Origin of the sequence: Curtobacterium sp. 458, from assembly GCF_030406605.1 — a bacterium.
Lineage (GTDB): Bacteria > Actinomycetota > Actinomycetes > Actinomycetales > Microbacteriaceae > Curtobacterium.
This window is the reverse complement of sequence record NZ_CP129104.1, coordinates 1432299-1446916: the sequence shown is the minus strand read 5'-3', so window position 1 is coordinate 1446916 and position 14618 is coordinate 1432299. Positions and strand designations below refer to the sequence as shown.

14 protein-coding genes and 1 tRNA gene are annotated in these 14618 nt (G+C 72.3%); 6 read left to right on the top strand and 9 right to left on the bottom strand.

What is annotated here, in order from left to right; genetic code table 11:
• Positions 1-20: 20 nt before the first annotated feature.
• Positions 21-2087, bottom strand: coding sequence for a choice-of-anchor G family protein (locus tag QPJ90_RS07210; RefSeq protein WP_290133750.1), 2067 nt, complete (start codon positions 2085-2087; stop codon positions 21-23).
• 405 nt (positions 2088-2492) lie between these two features.
• Between QPJ90_RS07210 and QPJ90_RS07205 the strand changes: the two genes are divergently transcribed.
• Together QPJ90_RS07205 and QPJ90_RS07200 are read left to right on the top strand one after the other, a co-directional pair.
• A complete protein-coding gene (locus QPJ90_RS07205; RefSeq protein WP_290133749.1) occupies positions 2493-2936 on the top strand; it encodes a MarR family transcriptional regulator in 444 nt (147 codons plus the stop codon).
• A gap of 154 nt (positions 2937-3090) precedes the next feature.
• Positions 3091-4530 carry an MATE family efflux transporter gene (locus QPJ90_RS07200; RefSeq protein ID WP_290133748.1) on the top strand — a complete coding sequence of 480 codons (1440 nt, stop codon included), beginning with the start codon at positions 3091-3093 and terminating at the stop codon, positions 4528-4530.
• A 155-nt stretch (positions 4531-4685) separates the two neighbouring features.
• Here the strand turns inward: QPJ90_RS07200 and QPJ90_RS07195 are convergent, their stop codons facing one another.
• Positions 4686-5357, bottom strand: a complete 672-nt coding sequence (locus QPJ90_RS07195) for a hypothetical protein (RefSeq protein ID WP_290133747.1) — start codon at positions 5355-5357, stop codon at positions 4686-4688.
• 52 nt (positions 5358-5409) lie between these two features.
• Positions 5410-5979 (bottom strand): TetR/AcrR family transcriptional regulator, encoded by a 570-nt coding sequence (locus QPJ90_RS07190; protein ID WP_290133746.1) that lies wholly within the window; start codon positions 5977-5979, stop codon positions 5410-5412.
• Positions 5980-6070: 91 nt separating this feature from the next.
• Between QPJ90_RS07190 and QPJ90_RS07185 the strand changes: the two genes are divergently transcribed.
• Positions 6071-7093: an aldo/keto reductase gene (locus QPJ90_RS07185; RefSeq protein ID WP_290133745.1), complete on the top strand. Its 1023-nt coding sequence runs from the start codon at positions 6071-6073 to the stop codon at positions 7091-7093.
• Positions 7094-7120: 27 nt separating this feature from the next.
• Here the strand turns inward: QPJ90_RS07185 and QPJ90_RS07180 are convergent.
• From QPJ90_RS07180 to QPJ90_RS07165, 4 genes are all read right to left on the bottom strand, one after another.
• Positions 7121-7195 (bottom strand) — tRNA-Arg (locus QPJ90_RS07180).
• A gap of 102 nt (positions 7196-7297) precedes the next feature.
• Positions 7298-7792 carry an HNH endonuclease gene (locus tag QPJ90_RS07175; protein WP_290133744.1) on the bottom strand — a complete coding sequence of 165 codons (495 nt, stop codon included), beginning with the start codon at positions 7790-7792 and terminating at the stop codon, positions 7298-7300.
• Positions 7793-8165: 373 nt separating this feature from the next.
• A complete protein-coding gene (locus QPJ90_RS07170) occupies positions 8166-9101 on the bottom strand; it encodes a C40 family peptidase (protein WP_290133743.1) in 936 nt (311 codons plus the stop codon).
• Positions 9102-9354: 253 nt separating this feature from the next.
• On the bottom strand, positions 9355-10056 hold the full coding sequence (locus tag QPJ90_RS07165) for a metal-dependent transcriptional regulator (RefSeq protein WP_290133742.1): 702 nt from the start codon (positions 10054-10056) through the stop codon (positions 9355-9357).
• Positions 10057-10172: 116 nt separating this feature from the next.
• Between QPJ90_RS07165 and serC the strand changes: the two genes are divergently transcribed.
• On the top strand, positions 10173-11291 hold the full coding sequence (serC, locus tag QPJ90_RS07160) for a phosphoserine transaminase (protein WP_290133741.1): 1119 nt from the start codon (positions 10173-10175) through the stop codon (positions 11289-11291).
• Between the two features lie 88 nt (positions 11292-11379).
• Here serC and QPJ90_RS07155 read toward each other — a convergent pair whose 3' ends face one another.
• Positions 11380-12069 (bottom strand): DUF3027 domain-containing protein, encoded by a 690-nt coding sequence (locus tag QPJ90_RS07155; RefSeq protein ID WP_290133740.1) that lies wholly within the window; start codon positions 12067-12069, stop codon positions 11380-11382.
• The gene (locus tag QPJ90_RS07150) at positions 12069-12446 is read right to left on the bottom strand and encodes a cold shock domain-containing protein (protein WP_290133739.1); all 378 of its coding nucleotides are present in this window, start codon (positions 12444-12446) and stop codon (positions 12069-12071) included. The genes QPJ90_RS07155 and QPJ90_RS07150 overlap by 1 nt, the downstream gene beginning before the upstream one ends.
• Before the next feature lie 55 nt (positions 12447-12501).
• Between QPJ90_RS07150 and QPJ90_RS07145 the strand changes: the two genes are divergently transcribed.
• Together QPJ90_RS07145 and QPJ90_RS07140 are read left to right on the top strand one after the other, a co-directional pair.
• Positions 12502-12801: a hypothetical protein gene (locus tag QPJ90_RS07145; protein ID WP_290133738.1), complete on the top strand. Its 300-nt coding sequence runs from the start codon at positions 12502-12504 to the stop codon at positions 12799-12801.
• 31 nt (positions 12802-12832) lie between these two features.
• Positions 12833-14593 carry a helicase-associated domain-containing protein gene (locus QPJ90_RS07140; protein WP_290133737.1) on the top strand — a complete coding sequence of 587 codons (1761 nt, stop codon included), beginning with the start codon at positions 12833-12835 and terminating at the stop codon, positions 14591-14593.
• Positions 14594-14618 lie beyond the last annotated feature (25 nt).

Genomic DNA, 14618 nt, shown 5'->3' with positions numbered 1-14618 from the left:
CCGCGCGGGTCACGCGTCGTCTACGCCGTGCGGCGGAGGCGACGAGCGAGGAGCGTGCCGCCACCGGCGGCGAGGAGCAGGCCGGCGATCAGCATGATCGGCAGGAGCTCGGCGCCGGTGTAGGCGAGCGAGCCGCCACCACCGCCGGCACCCGGGCCGACGCCTGCGCCGGGCCCGTCACCGCCCGGACCGCCCGGCGTGCCGGGGGTGCCCGGCTCGGTCGGGTCGGTCGGGTCGGTCGGGTCGACCGGCGCCGCAGCCACGACGAAGGTCACCGAGTCGGGGTCGCTCACGAGCGTGCCGATGGTCTCGACCGCGACGGCCTCGTGGTCACCGACGGCGACGTCCGGGAACGTCACGGTCCAGGTGCCGTCCTCGTCGGTGACCGTGGACTGCGTGCCGTCCTCGTCACCGTCGAGCGTCACGTCGACGTCCGAGCCCGGCTCCGCGGTGCCGCTGACCGGCACGTCCGTGGTGTCGTCCTCGGTCGGCACGGTGGTCTCGGTGCCGTCCTCCGGGTCGGTGATGGCGATGCCGGCGAAGGCGTCGGCCTGCACGGTCGCGGTCGCGATGTCGACCGTCGCCGCGTCGACCGCGGGGAGCAGTTCGATGCGGACGGCACGGACCGTGGTGGCGCCGGTGGCGTCACCGTCCGGGTCGCTGAACGCCGGGGCGGTCTGCGAGTTGATCGTGATCGACACCAACTCGTTGAGTGCGTCGAGCACCGGGTCGAGGGCCGTGACCACGTCCTCGAGCGTGTCGACGAGCGTGTCGACGGTGTCGGACACGAAGTCCTCGGTCACGATGCCGCCGACCGCGGTGGTCAGCGCGGGCAGGAGCGCCGTGTCGACGACTGCCTCGAGACCGGCCGTGAGACCGAGGTCGTCGAGGAGCGCGAGTGCCCCGGTTCCGGTGAGGGTGACCTCGGGGTCGGTCGTCGAGGTGCCGAGGAGCTGGCCGAGGGTCGTGTCGACGGAGATGTCGAGGCCGGCGTCCGCGACGAGGACCGTGGCGTCCGTGCTGACGTCCACGTTCACGGTGGCGACGTCGAGCGCGTCCTGGAGCGCGTCGGTCAGCAGCGCCGGCACCTGGTTCGTCAGGATGTCGGCGATCGCCTCCTCGATCTGCGCGTTGATCGTGTCGCTCGCGAGCAGTCGCGTGTTCGGCGCGAGGTCGTTGAGCGTGTAGAGGTCGTCGAGGTCGATCGAGACCGTGCCGGTCGACAGGTCGATCGTGACGGCGCCCGAGGTGAGCGGGGACGCGGTGATCGACGAGACGGCGGCCGCGAGGTCGACGTCCGCGGTCACGGTGGCCGTGGTGTCACCGACCGCGATGCCCGGGACGGTGTTCAGGACGTCGGTGAGGTCGTCCGTGACCGCGCCGGTCAGCGCCGTCGTGACCCCGCCCGCGCCGAGCGCCGTGTTGAGGGTCGTGCTCGTGGTGCCGAGCGTCGTGTTCAGCTGCCCGACGAGCGCGGCGACCGCCGGGCTCACGACGGACACGTCCGCGCTGGCCACCTGGTAGTCGGTGCTGACGTCGGCACCCTCGAAGGTGCGGGTCGCCTCGGCCCGCGCGGAGAGCGCCCCGAGGTCGACCGATGCGTCGCTGATGACCCCGTCGAGGTCGAGTCCGGCGAGCAGCGGCTGCAGGTCGATGCTCGCGCCGTCGCTGCCGGGAGCGCCGACCTGGATCGCGCCGTCGCCCGTGACCGCCCCGGCCGCGGCGACTGCCCCGGTGGTGGAGGTCGAGGAGTACTGACCCGCGACCCCGACGTCCACGAGGCCGTTGGCCCCGAGGAGCTGGATGCCGCCGGGGACCTGCACACCGAGGCTGTCGAGGACGGTGAGGTCGAGCGGGTTCGACCCGCCGTCGGCGGCGCCGCCGGGAGCGGTCGCGCCGTACGACCCGGCGAGTGCCGCGATCGTGTCGAGGTCGACGGTGCCGCTGCCCGCGAGCAGGCGGCCCTCGGCCTGGGTGACGTCGGTGGCGGCCGCGTTCGCGGGGAGCGCCGCACCGCCGATGATGACCGCGGCCACGGTGGCCGTGGCGCCCGCGCGCAGCGCGAAGCGTGTTGCTGTGGATGGCATTGTGCCTCTTCCTCCGGCGGATCCCTCCGCCGCTGATCCATCCCCGGGGTGGTTGGTCCGGGGATCCGACGAGACCGCTGGTGGGGCGGTCCCGGAGTCACGTGTGCGCGTCGAGCTGCGCGCGGACGGGCTTCAGCGGATCGCGTCACCCCCGTGGATGAAGGGTGGGACGCCGGCGCTCACGCAGGACTGCACGCGTCGTGCGGTCGCGGAGTCGTTCCGGTCCATCCCTGATCCCCCTCGGGTGTGCACGGCATCGCCGTCGTGCTGAGGACTGCACGCGGGTGGTTGACCCGCGCTCCCTGAACAACCTACAAGGAAGCGCCCACACTCTGGCGATACCCCCGTTCGGGGGAGTCCGAGCAACCGTTGACAGTTAGAAGTCAAACAGTTAGAGTTCTGAACATGACGCAGCAGGCACCGCAGTTCGACACGCCGCTCCAGCTCATGCGCTGGATCGGGTGGGCGCAGCGCAAGGCCGCCGAGGAGTGGGTCCGCGACCGCGACCTCACGCAGGAGCAGTCCTTCGTGCTCGGGTACCTGCAGCGTTCGCCCGGCGCGATCCAGCGTGAACTCGCCGAGGTCACCCGGACGAGCGCCGCCAGCGTCTCGAGCCTCCTGCAGGGGCTCGAACGGCGCGGGCTCGTCGAGCGTCGTCCGGACGCCGACAACGCCCGCACCAAACGGGTCCACGCCACCGAGGCGGGAACCGCCCTCATCGCCGGGTTCGAGGACGCCATGTACGCCCTCGACGACGAGATCCTCGCACCGCTGACCCTCGGCGAACGCGCCACCCTGCACGACCTCCTGCGCAAGGTGACCGCAGCCCTCCCGGAGCCCACCCGGTAACGCACCACGCGCCTCCCGGCCGGAGGGCACGCACCACAGCGACGGCGTCCGCCGGCCGCTCTCCCCGTCGCGCCACGACCACGGTCGCCGCGACTCCGCACGCCGTGCCGACGACCGTCGGCGCGCGCTCCGCCCTGCCCAGAAGGAGGCAGCCATGAGCACCACCACCCTCGACCACGGCGACCGCGTCGCCGACCGGAACCGCTGGTACCTGTCCGCGGCCCCCATCGCCCGCGCCCTCGTGCACCTCTGCGTGCCGATGGCTGCCGCGATGGTCGTCAGCGCCGTCTACAACGTCATCAACGCGGGCTTCATCGGCTCGCAGCACGACACCTCGCTGCTCGCCGCGATCACCTTCGGCACCCCGCTCCTCGGCCTGGTCATGGCCGTCGGTGGCGTGTTCGGCGTCGGCGGCAGCGCGCTGATGTCCCGGATGCTCGGCGCCTCCGAGCACGAGCCGGACCGAGCGCAGGACATCAAGCACGTCGCGGCGTTCTCGCTCTGGGGCGCCGTGGTGACCGGAGCCGTGCTCGGCGGCGTCGGACTCCTGCTGCTGCACCCACTCGTCGCCCTGCTCGGTGCCGACGCCCGAGCCGTCCCCGCGACGAGCGCCTACGTCGCCGTGATGCTTGCGTTCGTGCCGGTCCTCGCCGCGTCCTTCGCGCTCGAGCAGATCGTCCGCTCCGAGGGCGCCGCGCGGCAGGCGATGGTCGGGCTCGTGCTGTCGACCCTCGGCAACCTGGTGTTCGACGTGCTCTTCATCCTCGTGCTGCACTGGGGCGTGGCCGGCGCGGCACTCGCGGTCGGTCTCGGCAACCTGGTCGCGATCGGGTACTGGGTGGTCTGGCTGCAGCGGCACAGCGCGAACGTCAGCTTCGCTCCGCGGTGGATCACGCTGCGCGGCGACGTGGTGCGGCCGGTCCTCGGCGTCGGCGCGGGCGAACTGCTGCAGGCCGCGTTCCTCATCGTCACGACGCTCGTCCTGAACAACCTCGCGAGCGCCTACGGCGACGACCCGCTCGCCGCCATGGGCGTCGCGGTCCGCATCGCCCAGGTCCCGGAGTTCCTCGTCATGGGGGTCACGATCGGCGTGCTCCCGCTCCTCGCGTACGCGTTCGGCAAGGGCGATGCGGCCCGACTGCGCTCGGCCCTCCGCGCGGCGGCCATGACGGTGGGAGCGATCGTGCTCGTGTTCTCCGGCACCGTGTTCGTGTTCCGCGAGCAGGTCTTCACGGTCTTCTCGGGTGACCACGCCGTGCTCGCGATCGGCGTGACGATCCTCACGGCGCAGCTGGTCGCGACGATCGTCAACGGGTTCACCGGCCTGCTGACGTCGCTGTTCCAGGCGACCGGGATGGTCGTCCCCGCCATGACGCTCTCCCTGGCGCAGGGCGTGCTGTTCATCCCGATCGTGTTCGTCGGGAACCTGTGGTTCGGGCTCGCCGGGATCATCTGGGCGCTCACCGTGACCGAGGTCCTCGTGTTCGCCGCGGCGCTCGTGCTGTGGGCGGTGTCGCGGGCGCGGATCGCCCGAGGCCTCGCCGAGGGGTCGCCGGAACGCGCGGAGGCGGCGCTCGTCGAGTCGGCCGCCTGAGCGGCTAGTCAGCCGGACCATCGGACGGGAGGCCCGTGGCGGCGCCGCCACGGGCCTCCCGTCCGGTGGTCCCCGATTCAGGCGCGGGGCGCTCCGCCGTTGCGACGGTGGTCCCCACTCGGGGCGCGGGGCGCTCCGCCGTCGTGCAGCTGCGCTCAGCGCAGCGGCGGGAGGGTCGCGACCGAGACGCCGACCGCAGAGGCCACCTCGCGGACGCGCTGGTCGAGTTCCTCGCCGCGCAGGTGCTTCGGGAACCCGAACACCACGCGGTACGCCGGCACGTCGATCCACACCGGTGCTTTCGGGTCACCCGCGAGGACCCGGATCGCGTCGACCCGTCCGAAGGCGTAGCGACCGACGGCCTTCGCGTCGCCGCTCGCCACCGAGACGACCGCGGCGCGGGGGATGCCGACGAGGAGCGTCGGGGTCGAGCCACCCGAGTAGAGGCCGATGCCGTTGCCGTCCGCGACGAGGGTGCCGTACCCGCGCCGGGGTACCGACTCCCGGGGCAGGCCGAGGGCACCCGCCGCCCAGTCGATCTGCTTGCCGAGGTCGCGGCTGACCCGCACCGGGACCAGGCGGGCACCGGGGTGGCGGGCGGCGAGGGCGCGTTCACGGCGCCGGGTGTGCGCGTGGTAGGCGAGGTTGATCACCTCGACGATCACGAAGGCCAGCGCCGCGATCCCGAGGAGGCTCAGGACGATGTCCTCGGTGGACATGCCCTCCTGGTGCTCCCGGTACGCGAGCAGGCCGAAGCGCAGCACAAGGTACCCGCCCAGCACGAGCAGTCCGATCGCGCCCCCGCTGCGGCGTCCGTTGTTCCCCATCGCGCCAGACTAGGGCGACCGGCGCACGCGGCCGCGGTTGCTGCGCACTCCCTCAGTCGCCGCGGACGCGCAGCCCGTCGAGCAGGACACGCACCATCGGGTTCGGCGAGCCGTCGGCTGCGGGTGCCCGGTGGCTGAGGTCGCCGATCGCCTGCAGGAGCTCCACGGCGTCGACGTCGGTGCGGACCTCCCCCGTGGCGATCGCCGCGTCGAGGAGCTCGCGCACGACGTGCCCGAGCCGGTCCACGAAGTACCCCGGCAGCGCGTCGAACGCCGGGTCGCCCGAGTGCAGTGCCGCGGACAGGCCCTGCTTCGTCGCGACGAACCGGGTGAACCGGGTGACCCAGCGGTCGAGGGCCTCCCCCGGCGGGTACTCGGCCCGCAGACGGTCGGCCTCGGCGGCGGTGTCGTCGATCTCCGACGTGAAGACGGCGGCGACGAGGTCCGCGCGCTGCGGGAAGTGCCGGTAGAGCGTGCCGACACCCACGCCGGCCTCGGTAGCGACCTCGCGCACGGGGGCGTCGACCCCGGACCGGGCGAACACCGTCCGGGCTGCCTGCAGGATCGCGTCGACGTTCTGGCGGGCGTCGGCGCGCAGGCGACGCGGTTCGGCGGAAGGCACAACTCACCCCTTGCGTAAGCGGAACAATGTTCCGTATGGTGATCGACATCAGCGGAACGTTGTTCCGGATACGAGACTACAGGAGACCGCCATGCAGTACCGCACCCTCGGACGCACCGGCATCAAGGTGACGCCCTACGCGCTCGGCGCGATGATGCTCGGCCAGTTCGGCAACCCCGACCGCACCGAGGGCATCCGGATCATCCACCGGGCGCTCGACGCCGGCATCAACTTCATCGACACGGCGGACCGCTACGGCGACTCGGAGGAGGTCGTCGGCGAAGCGCTGGCCGGACGACGCGACCAGGTCGTCCTCGCCACGAAGTTCCACGGTCCGGTCGACGACGACGTGAACCACCGTGGAGCGTCTCGGCGGTGGATCGTCGAGGCGGTCGAGCGGTCGCTCCGGAACCTGCGCACCGACCACATCGACCTCTACCAGCTGCACCGCCCGGACCCCGACACGGACATCGACGAGACCCTCTCGGCGCTCACCGACCTCGTCCGGCAGGGCAAGGTCCGCGCGATCGGCAGCTCGTCGATGCGCGGCTCGGAGATCGTCGAGGCGCAGTGGGTGTCCGAGCGCCGCGGGTTCGAGCGGTTCCGCACCGAGCAGCCGAACTACTCGATCCTCGACCGGGAGATCGAGCGCGAGGTCCTGCCCGTCGCGCAGCGGTACGGTATGGGGACGCTCGTCTACAGCCCCCTCGCGGGCGGCTCACTGACCGGGCGGTACCGTGCCGGGCAGTCGAACGACGAGTTCCGGGCGAGCACCGGCATGCGGCACTTCCGCGACGAACGACGACTCGCCGCGATCGAGCAGCTCATCGCGCTCGCCGACGAGACCGGGATCCGGCTCACGCACCTCGCGATGGCGTTCACGATCGCGCACCCGGGCGTGACGTCGGCGATCGCCGGGCCCCGCACGATGGAGCAGCTCGAGGACACCCTGGCCGGGGTGGACGTGGTGCTCTCCGACGAGGTCCTCGACCGGATCGACGCGATCGTCCCGCCGGCCGAGAGCATCGGCGCGATGGACATGGTGTACCGCGGGCCCGAGGTCGGCTCCCCGGCGATGCGCCGCCGCCCCGAGGACGAGCGGGCCGCTGCCTGACGGCGCTGGTGCTCGGTGCTTGGTGCTTGGTGCCCCTGGAGGGACTCGAACCCCCAACCGTTTCCTTAGGACGGAACTGCTCTTCCATTGAGCTACAGAGGCTGGCTGGACCACTCTAGCGGGCGCGACCAGGTGACGGACGGGAGGCGCGGTGCCAGCGGGCACCGCGCCTCCCGTCCGCTCCTGGCTGCGACAGCAGCGCCGCTACGCGGCGACCAGGTACTCGTCCCAGTCCGCCTGCGGACGCTCGATCCCGCGCACGACCCACGAGGCGCCGTGGGGCGCCCTCGGGCGGAAGCGCAGCCGCCACCCCATCTCCTGCGGAGTGCGGTCACCCTTGGTGTTGTTGCACGCCAGGCAGCAGGCGACGAGGTTCTCCCACGAGTCCTGCCCGCCGCGGGACTTCGGCTGGACGTGGTCGATCGTGGTGGCGTGCCGGTCGCAGTAGGCGCAGCGGTTGCCGTCGCGACGGAGGACGCCGCGGCGGGAGACGGGCACGAGTCTGGAGTGCGGGATGCGCACGTACCGGGTGAGGATGATGACGGACGGACGGTCGTACGTCGACGTCGACCCGGTCACCGGGTGGTCGAGGTCGGCGGCGACGATGGCGGCCTTCTGGTTCATGACCAGCACGAGGGCCCGTCGGAACGAGATCACCGCGAGGGGCTCGTAACCGGCGTTGAGGACGAGAGTGCGCATGGTTTCCCTTCCGACGTGCCTGGACGGCTTCCAGGCGGTGCGGGTGCGCCGGACCAGGGCGTCGCGCAGGTGACCGTCGCTCGCGCGCACGGCCCCGGAACCACGAAGAGCACCACCCGGATGGGCAGTGCTCTCGTCATGACGGGGCGTGCTCGTGCACGCAGGCGGTGGTCGACCATATGTCGACGTGCGCGCGCCGACCCATGGTGCGGGTCGTGCGGAACGCTGACATGAGGTCTCCCTGCTCGCAGCCGAAGGGCCGGTGCAGCGTCAGGATACGTCGGAAACCGGCCCGGCACGAGGGTGTGCGGGCCGGTTCCGGCGATGTTCACGGGTTCGACGCGTCCGCGTCGACCGGAGGGAGGGCTCCGGGTCAGATCCCGAAGCGGACGATGTGGTAGTCGCTGGTCCAGATCGGACGGATCGACACGGAGCCGCCGGGCTTCGGCGCGTCCATGATCATGCCGTTGCCCATGTAGAAGCCGTCGTGCGCCTCGTTGTTGAAGATGACGACGTCGCCGGGCTGTGCCTCGGACTCCGGGATCGTGGTGCCGGCCTGGTCCTGCAGGGGCACGGAGTGCGCGAGGTTGATGCCGTACTGCGCGTACACGAACATCACGTAGCCCGAGCAGTCGAACCCGGACGGATCCGCGCCGCCGAACACGTACGGCGTGCCGATGTACTGCTTCGCGGTCGCGACGACGGCGGGCAGTGAGAACGGGGTGTTCGCGGCCGTCGAGGTCGCGACGTAGTCGGCGGCGCTCGGGCCCGAGTACGAGGCGTACTGCGTGGCGGTCGCCGCGCGGGCCTTCTCGGTCGCGGCGGCCTGCTTCGCGGCAGCTGCCGCGGCCTTCGCCTCGGCCTGCTGCGCGGCCTCGGCGTCGAGCGTCGACTGGGCCGTCGCACCGTAGCCGTCGCGGCTGGTGCCGGCGAGGGCGACCGCGTCGGACACGGAGAAGTTCTGCTCGCCGGTCGTGCGGAGCTGGCGCTGGGCGGCGGCAGCGGCGTCCGAGGGCTGCTGGGTCGACGCGAACGCTGCCGGGACCGCCATCGTGCCGAACATGCCGGCGGCGACGGTCAGGACGAGGGGCGCGAGGAACCGGCGCTTGCGGGCGGACGAGCTGGCCTTCGCCTGCTCGGCGCGCTGGGCGGCCTGTGCGGCACGGCGCCCACCGGCGAGCGGTGCGGTCTTCACGGGCTGCGGGGCGGCAGCGCGCGCGGTGCGTCGGGTGGGGAGGGCCGTGGGGGCGTCGGCGGTGTTCGTCGGGTTCGCGGTCTGGTCGTCCGCGGCGGAACCGTTCAGCGTCAAGGGTGGGATCTCCGGCGCCTCGTCACCACGGCCCGGGGCATCGCGACGAGCTGGGGACTCGCCTGACCTGGGCCGTGGAACCCCATCCGTTCGTCATCGTTTCCGATCGAGGCAGGAGACGGGTTCGAGACGTCCTGCCACGGGTTCCCGGGTTCGGTGTCGGCCCGGGGACTCGCACGAGTGTACGTGGCCGTCGTTACCTTGTCGAGATGAAACGGGGACTTTGTAACAGAACGGTAAAGGCGAGCGGACGTCAGGCGTCGCCGCGTTCGATGTACACGTGCTGTGCGACCTCGCTCGGGAGCTCGATGCCCGAGTCCTCGCCGTCGACCCGCACCGCGACGTAGGCGCCCGCGCGCTGCACGCTCGCGACCCGACCGGGCATGACCCCGGCGGTCCGCAGCTGGTGGAGGAGCTCGGGTTCGAACTGCACCGGCTCACCCAGGCGGCGGATCGTGCCCGTCGCGACGGCGTCGGTGCCCTCGGTCGCGGTGACGATGTTCTGCACGCCGTCGAGGAAGCCGCCGGCGTCCGGCCCGCCGATCTCGGCCAGCCCCGGGATCGGGTTGCCGTACGGCGACTCCGTCGGGTTGCCGAGCATCTCGAGCAGCCGGACCTCGACCTGCTCGCTCATCACGTGCTCCCAGCGGCAGGCCTCGTCGTGGACGAACGCCCAGTCGAGCCCGATGACGTCGGAGAGCAGCCGCTCGGCGAGACGGTGCTTGCGCATGACGTGGGTCGCTCGGGAACGCCCCTCGGTCGTGAGCTCGAGGTGGCGGTCGCCGGACACGACGACGAGGCCGTCACGTTCCATGCGGGCGATGGTCTGCGAGACCGTGGGACCCGAGTGACCGAGGCGCTCCGAGATGCGGGCGCGCAGCGGGATGATCGCTTCTTCCTCGAGGTCGAGGATCGTGCGCAGGTACATCTCCGTGGTGTCGACGAGATCGGTCACGGTCCGCCTCTCTGGTCTCAGGTCCCGCCACCCTACTTGTTCGTGGTGACACTGAAGGACCAACACTTGCAAGGGTCAAGGAATGCCCTGGGATACCGCGCCGGTAGGATCGCTCCATGGCAGACATCGTCATCCCGTCCGACCTCCTCCCGACCGACGGACGCTTCGGCTGTGGCCCGTCCAAGATCCGTGGCGCGCAGCTCGAGTCCCTCGTGACGCGCGGGGCGACGATCCTCGGCACCTCCCACCGGCAGAAGCCCGTGAAGGACCTCGTCGGCAGCGTCCGACAGGGCATCGCCGACCTGTTCCAGGTGCCGGACGGCTACGAGGTCGTGCTCGGCAACGGCGGTTCGACCGCGTTCTGGGACGCCGCCGCCTTCGGGCTCGTCGAGCGCCGCGCCGAGAACCTGTCCTTCGGCGAGTTCGGCTCGAAGTTCGCCAAGGCCGTCGCCGCACCGTGGCTCGAGGCGCCGCACGTCATCGAGGCCCCGGGCGGTTCGCTCGCCGCCCTCGAACCGGTCGAGGGCGTCGACGTCTACGCCTACCCGCACAACGAGACCTCGACCGGCGTCATGGCCCCGGTGGTCCGCGCGCAGGGTGACGACGGCGCGCTCACCGTGGTGGACGCCACGAGCGCTGCCGGCGGTGCCGCCTTCGACGTGGCCGCGACCGACGTCTACTACTTCGCGCCCCAGAAGAACTTCGCGTCCGACGGCGGGCTGTGGCTCGCGCTGTTCTCCCCCGCCGCGATCGAGCGGGTTGAGCGCATCGCCGCCTCGGGCCGCTACGTCCCGGAGTTCCTGTCCCTGAAGAACGCGGTCGACAACTCGCGGCTCGACCAGACGCTGAACACCCCGGCACTCGCGACCCTGCTCCTCCTCGACGACCAGGTCCGCTGGATCAACGAGTCGGGCGGCATCGCGTGGGCCGACGCCCGCACGAAGCAGTCCTCCGGGACGATCTACGACTGGGCAGCGTCGGTCGACTTCGCGACGCCGTTCGTGGCGGAGCCGTCGCACCGGTCGCAGGTGGTCGCGACGATCGACCTCGACGACGCGATCGACGCCAAGGCCGTGGCCGCGACGCTCCGCGCGAACGGCATCGTCGACACCGAGCCGTACCGGAAGCTCGGCCGCAACCAGCTCCGGATCGCGACCTTCACGGCGATCGAGCCGGCGGACGTCGCGCAGCTCACCAAGGCGATCGAGTACGTGGTGGGCGAGCTGTCGCGCTGACGCGCTGACGACACACTGGAGGCGCGGTGCCAGCTGGCACCGCGCCTCCCGTTCGTTGCCGGTCGCGTCGCGGACGACGCGCGTCGCGTCAGGACCGGTGGTGGTCCGGGTCGACCTCGCTCACGTCGAGACGGTCGACCTCGAGGTCGTCGTCCGGGTCGACGGGGCGGACGCGCTGCGCGCGTCGCCGGCGTGCGCGCGGCGGCGCGACCGGCTCCGGCTCGGTGTCGTCCTCGTCCGACTCGTCGTCGTCGGAGTCCGCCGCGTCGTCGAGCTCGTCGACGTCCACGCCGTCGAGGTCGTCGTCGTCCGACTCGCTCAGGTCGTCCTCGTCGGTGTCGAAGTCGTCGTCGTCGTCGTCGTCCGATTCATCGTCGTCGGCCTCGTCGTCGTCCGGGTCGTCGTAGTCGGCGTCCTCGTCGTCGTCCGACTCGTCGTCGTCCTCGTCGGACTCGTCGTCGTCCCCGTGGCCGTCCTCGCCCTCCTGCGCGGCGCGGTACTCCGCGAGTCGCTCGGACCAGGGCACCCACTCGGGCGCGACGAGCGAGCCGTCGCCGGGCATGAGCTCGACCTCGAGCACGGTCGGCTCGTCGTCGCCGATCTTCGCGACCGACACCGTCCACCGCCAGCCGGGGTACCCCGGCATCCGGTTGGCGAAGCGGAGCGAGACGACGTCGTCGCCCTCGTCCACGGCGTCGACGAAGGCGCCGACGGTCGAGTCCGGCGTGACCTCGAGCAGGGCGGTGCGCGCGAGGCGCTCGTACTCGTGCGTGGGCATCAGGCGTCCAACTGGTCGGCGACGTGGCGGAGGATCGCGGCGAGGCGCTCCCCGTTCTTCGGGTAACGGCCGTGGCGGAGGTCGCCGCTGATGCGGTCGAGCTCCTTCACGAGGTCCTCGACGATCACGGCCATGTCGTCGGCCGAGCGACGGGACATCTTCGACAGCGACGGCTGCGGGTCGAGGAACCGCACGCTGAGCGCCTGCGACCCCTTCTTGCCCTGGACCACGCCGTACTCGAGTCGCGAACCGGCCTTCACCGTGGTGACGCCGTCCGGCAGCGAGGAGGCGTGCAGGAACACCTGGTCGCCGTCGTCGCCGGTGATGAACCCGAACCCCTTCTGGTCGTCGTAGAACTTGACCTTGCCGGTGGGCATGCGTGGACTCCTCGTGGTCGTGGAACGGCCGTGGTGCGTCGGATATCCTGGGTCGATGGCCAAGCCGACCCGATCCACCGGGACCCCCCGCGACGCAGCGGAGTCCTCGGTGACGTTCAATCGTACCGAACGCGTGCTCGGGTTCATGGTCGGCGGGATCTTCATCGCCGCCTTCCTGTGCCTCGTCGCGGTGATCGTGATGTGGCTGACGGCTCCTGCTGCCGGAGGGTCGATGCCGTGGCCGGTCGTCATGGCGATCCCGCTCGTCGGACTCCCGATCGGCATGCTGCTCCTGTTCGTGCTCCTCGGCGTCGTCTGGACACGCCGGGCCCGCGAGAACCGGACGTCTCACTGAGGACCCGGACCCGGCATCGAGCGGACGGACGATGACGACCACCGCCGACCTCGCCGCCCGACTCCGGGCGATGCCCGACGACGCCCTTGAGCGCCTCGTCGTCGCCCGCCGGCTGCCCGCCGCGTCGCTCGCCGAGAGCGGGCCGCAGCACATCGCGGACTTCTTCGACCTGGCCGAGGCGCTCCGCACGGACGACGCGGTCGACGCCGCGATCGAGCACCTGCCGCGGGCGGCACTCCTCGCCCTCCGCGACGGCGGCGCCACGGACTCGCTGGCGCCTGCGGTCGCGCTCGGCCTCGCCGACACGGACGGCGGCGTCGACGACGCGGTGTCCGCCCGCCTGGCCGCCCACCCGGACCTGGCGGTCGCGGTGGACCAGCCGGGAGGCCCGGCACCAGCCCGCCACGCCGCCCCCGTCGACGACGACACGGCCCGGGCGACGGGCGCCGAGCACGCGTTCGGCACCATGACCGTGCTCGCCGAGCTGCTCCGGGCCGTCGACGCCGGCGAGGTGCGCGAGCTCGTGAAGGGCGGCATCGGCACCCCACTCGCCCGGACGCTCGGCGACCGGCTGGGCACCGACCCCGAGGTCGTCCCCGACCGCCTCAGCCTGCTGCGCCGGACCGGCCTGGCGTCGCTCGAGCGCGGCACGTGGAACGTCTCGGACGATGGTGACGCATGGCTCCTCGCGCCGTGGGCCGAGCGGTGGACCACCCTCACGGGCGCTTGGCGGGACGCGCTCGACCCCGCCGTGCGCGAGGTGCTCGACCTCGCGGGCGCCGACTGGCACGACCTCGTCGCGACGGGGCGCTGGGCGTACCCGGCCGGTGCACGGTGGCTCGACGCCGAACTCCTGACGGTCGCGGGCACGGGGAGTGCGCTCGGCCTCGTGGTCGACGGCGCCCTCACCACCACGGGTGCCGCCCTGCTCGCCGGCGCCACGGACGCGGCCGACCGTGCCGCCGCGGACCTCCCCGACACCGTGCCGGGCGTGTACCTCCAGCACGACCTCACCGTCATCGCGCCCGGGCCGCTCGCCCCGGCGGACGACGCCGAACTCCGTGCCGTCGCGACGCTCGAGGCCCCGGGCCTCGCAGCGCGGTACCGCGTGTCGGAGGAGTCGCTCGCCCGGGCCTTCCGGTCCGGACTCGACCGCGACGCGGTGCTCGGGCGGTTCGAACGGCTCTCGGTGTCGGGCGTGCCCCAACCGCTCGCCTACCTCGTCGACCAGGTCGCCGAGCGCGACGGCAGCATCGTGGTCGACCTCGGTCCGGGCGGCGTCGGCTCGGTCGTCCGGGGCACGGCCGACCAGCTCGACCTGATCGGCGTGGACGCCGAGCTCCGGCAGGTGTCGTGGGAGCGGCCGGACCTCACCACGCTGACCACCCGCTACCCGGCGCAGGTCGTGCACACCGCGCTGCGCGACGCGCGGTACCCGGCCGTGCTGACGACCGCAGCCCAGGCGACCGTGGAGGCCGCGCCTCCCGTCCGCCGCGCAGCGGGACGCGACCCGCAGGAGGCCGCCCGTGCACTCGTGGAGCGCCTCCGGTTGACGACTGAGCGGGCGGAGGGCGAGCCGGAGCAGGAGTGGCTCGGCCGGCAGATCGACCTCGCCGTGCGCGGACGCACGCCGATCCGGCTCACGGTGCGCATGCCGGACGGCTCGGAGCGACCGTTCTCGATCGTCCCGACCTCGGTCGCGGCCGGTCGCGTCCGCGGCAAGGACACGGCGGTGGACGTCGAGCGGACCCTCCCGCTCTCCCTCGTCGTGGCTGTGGAGAGCGACGCCTGATCCACACCCCGGCCCGTGCGCAGGC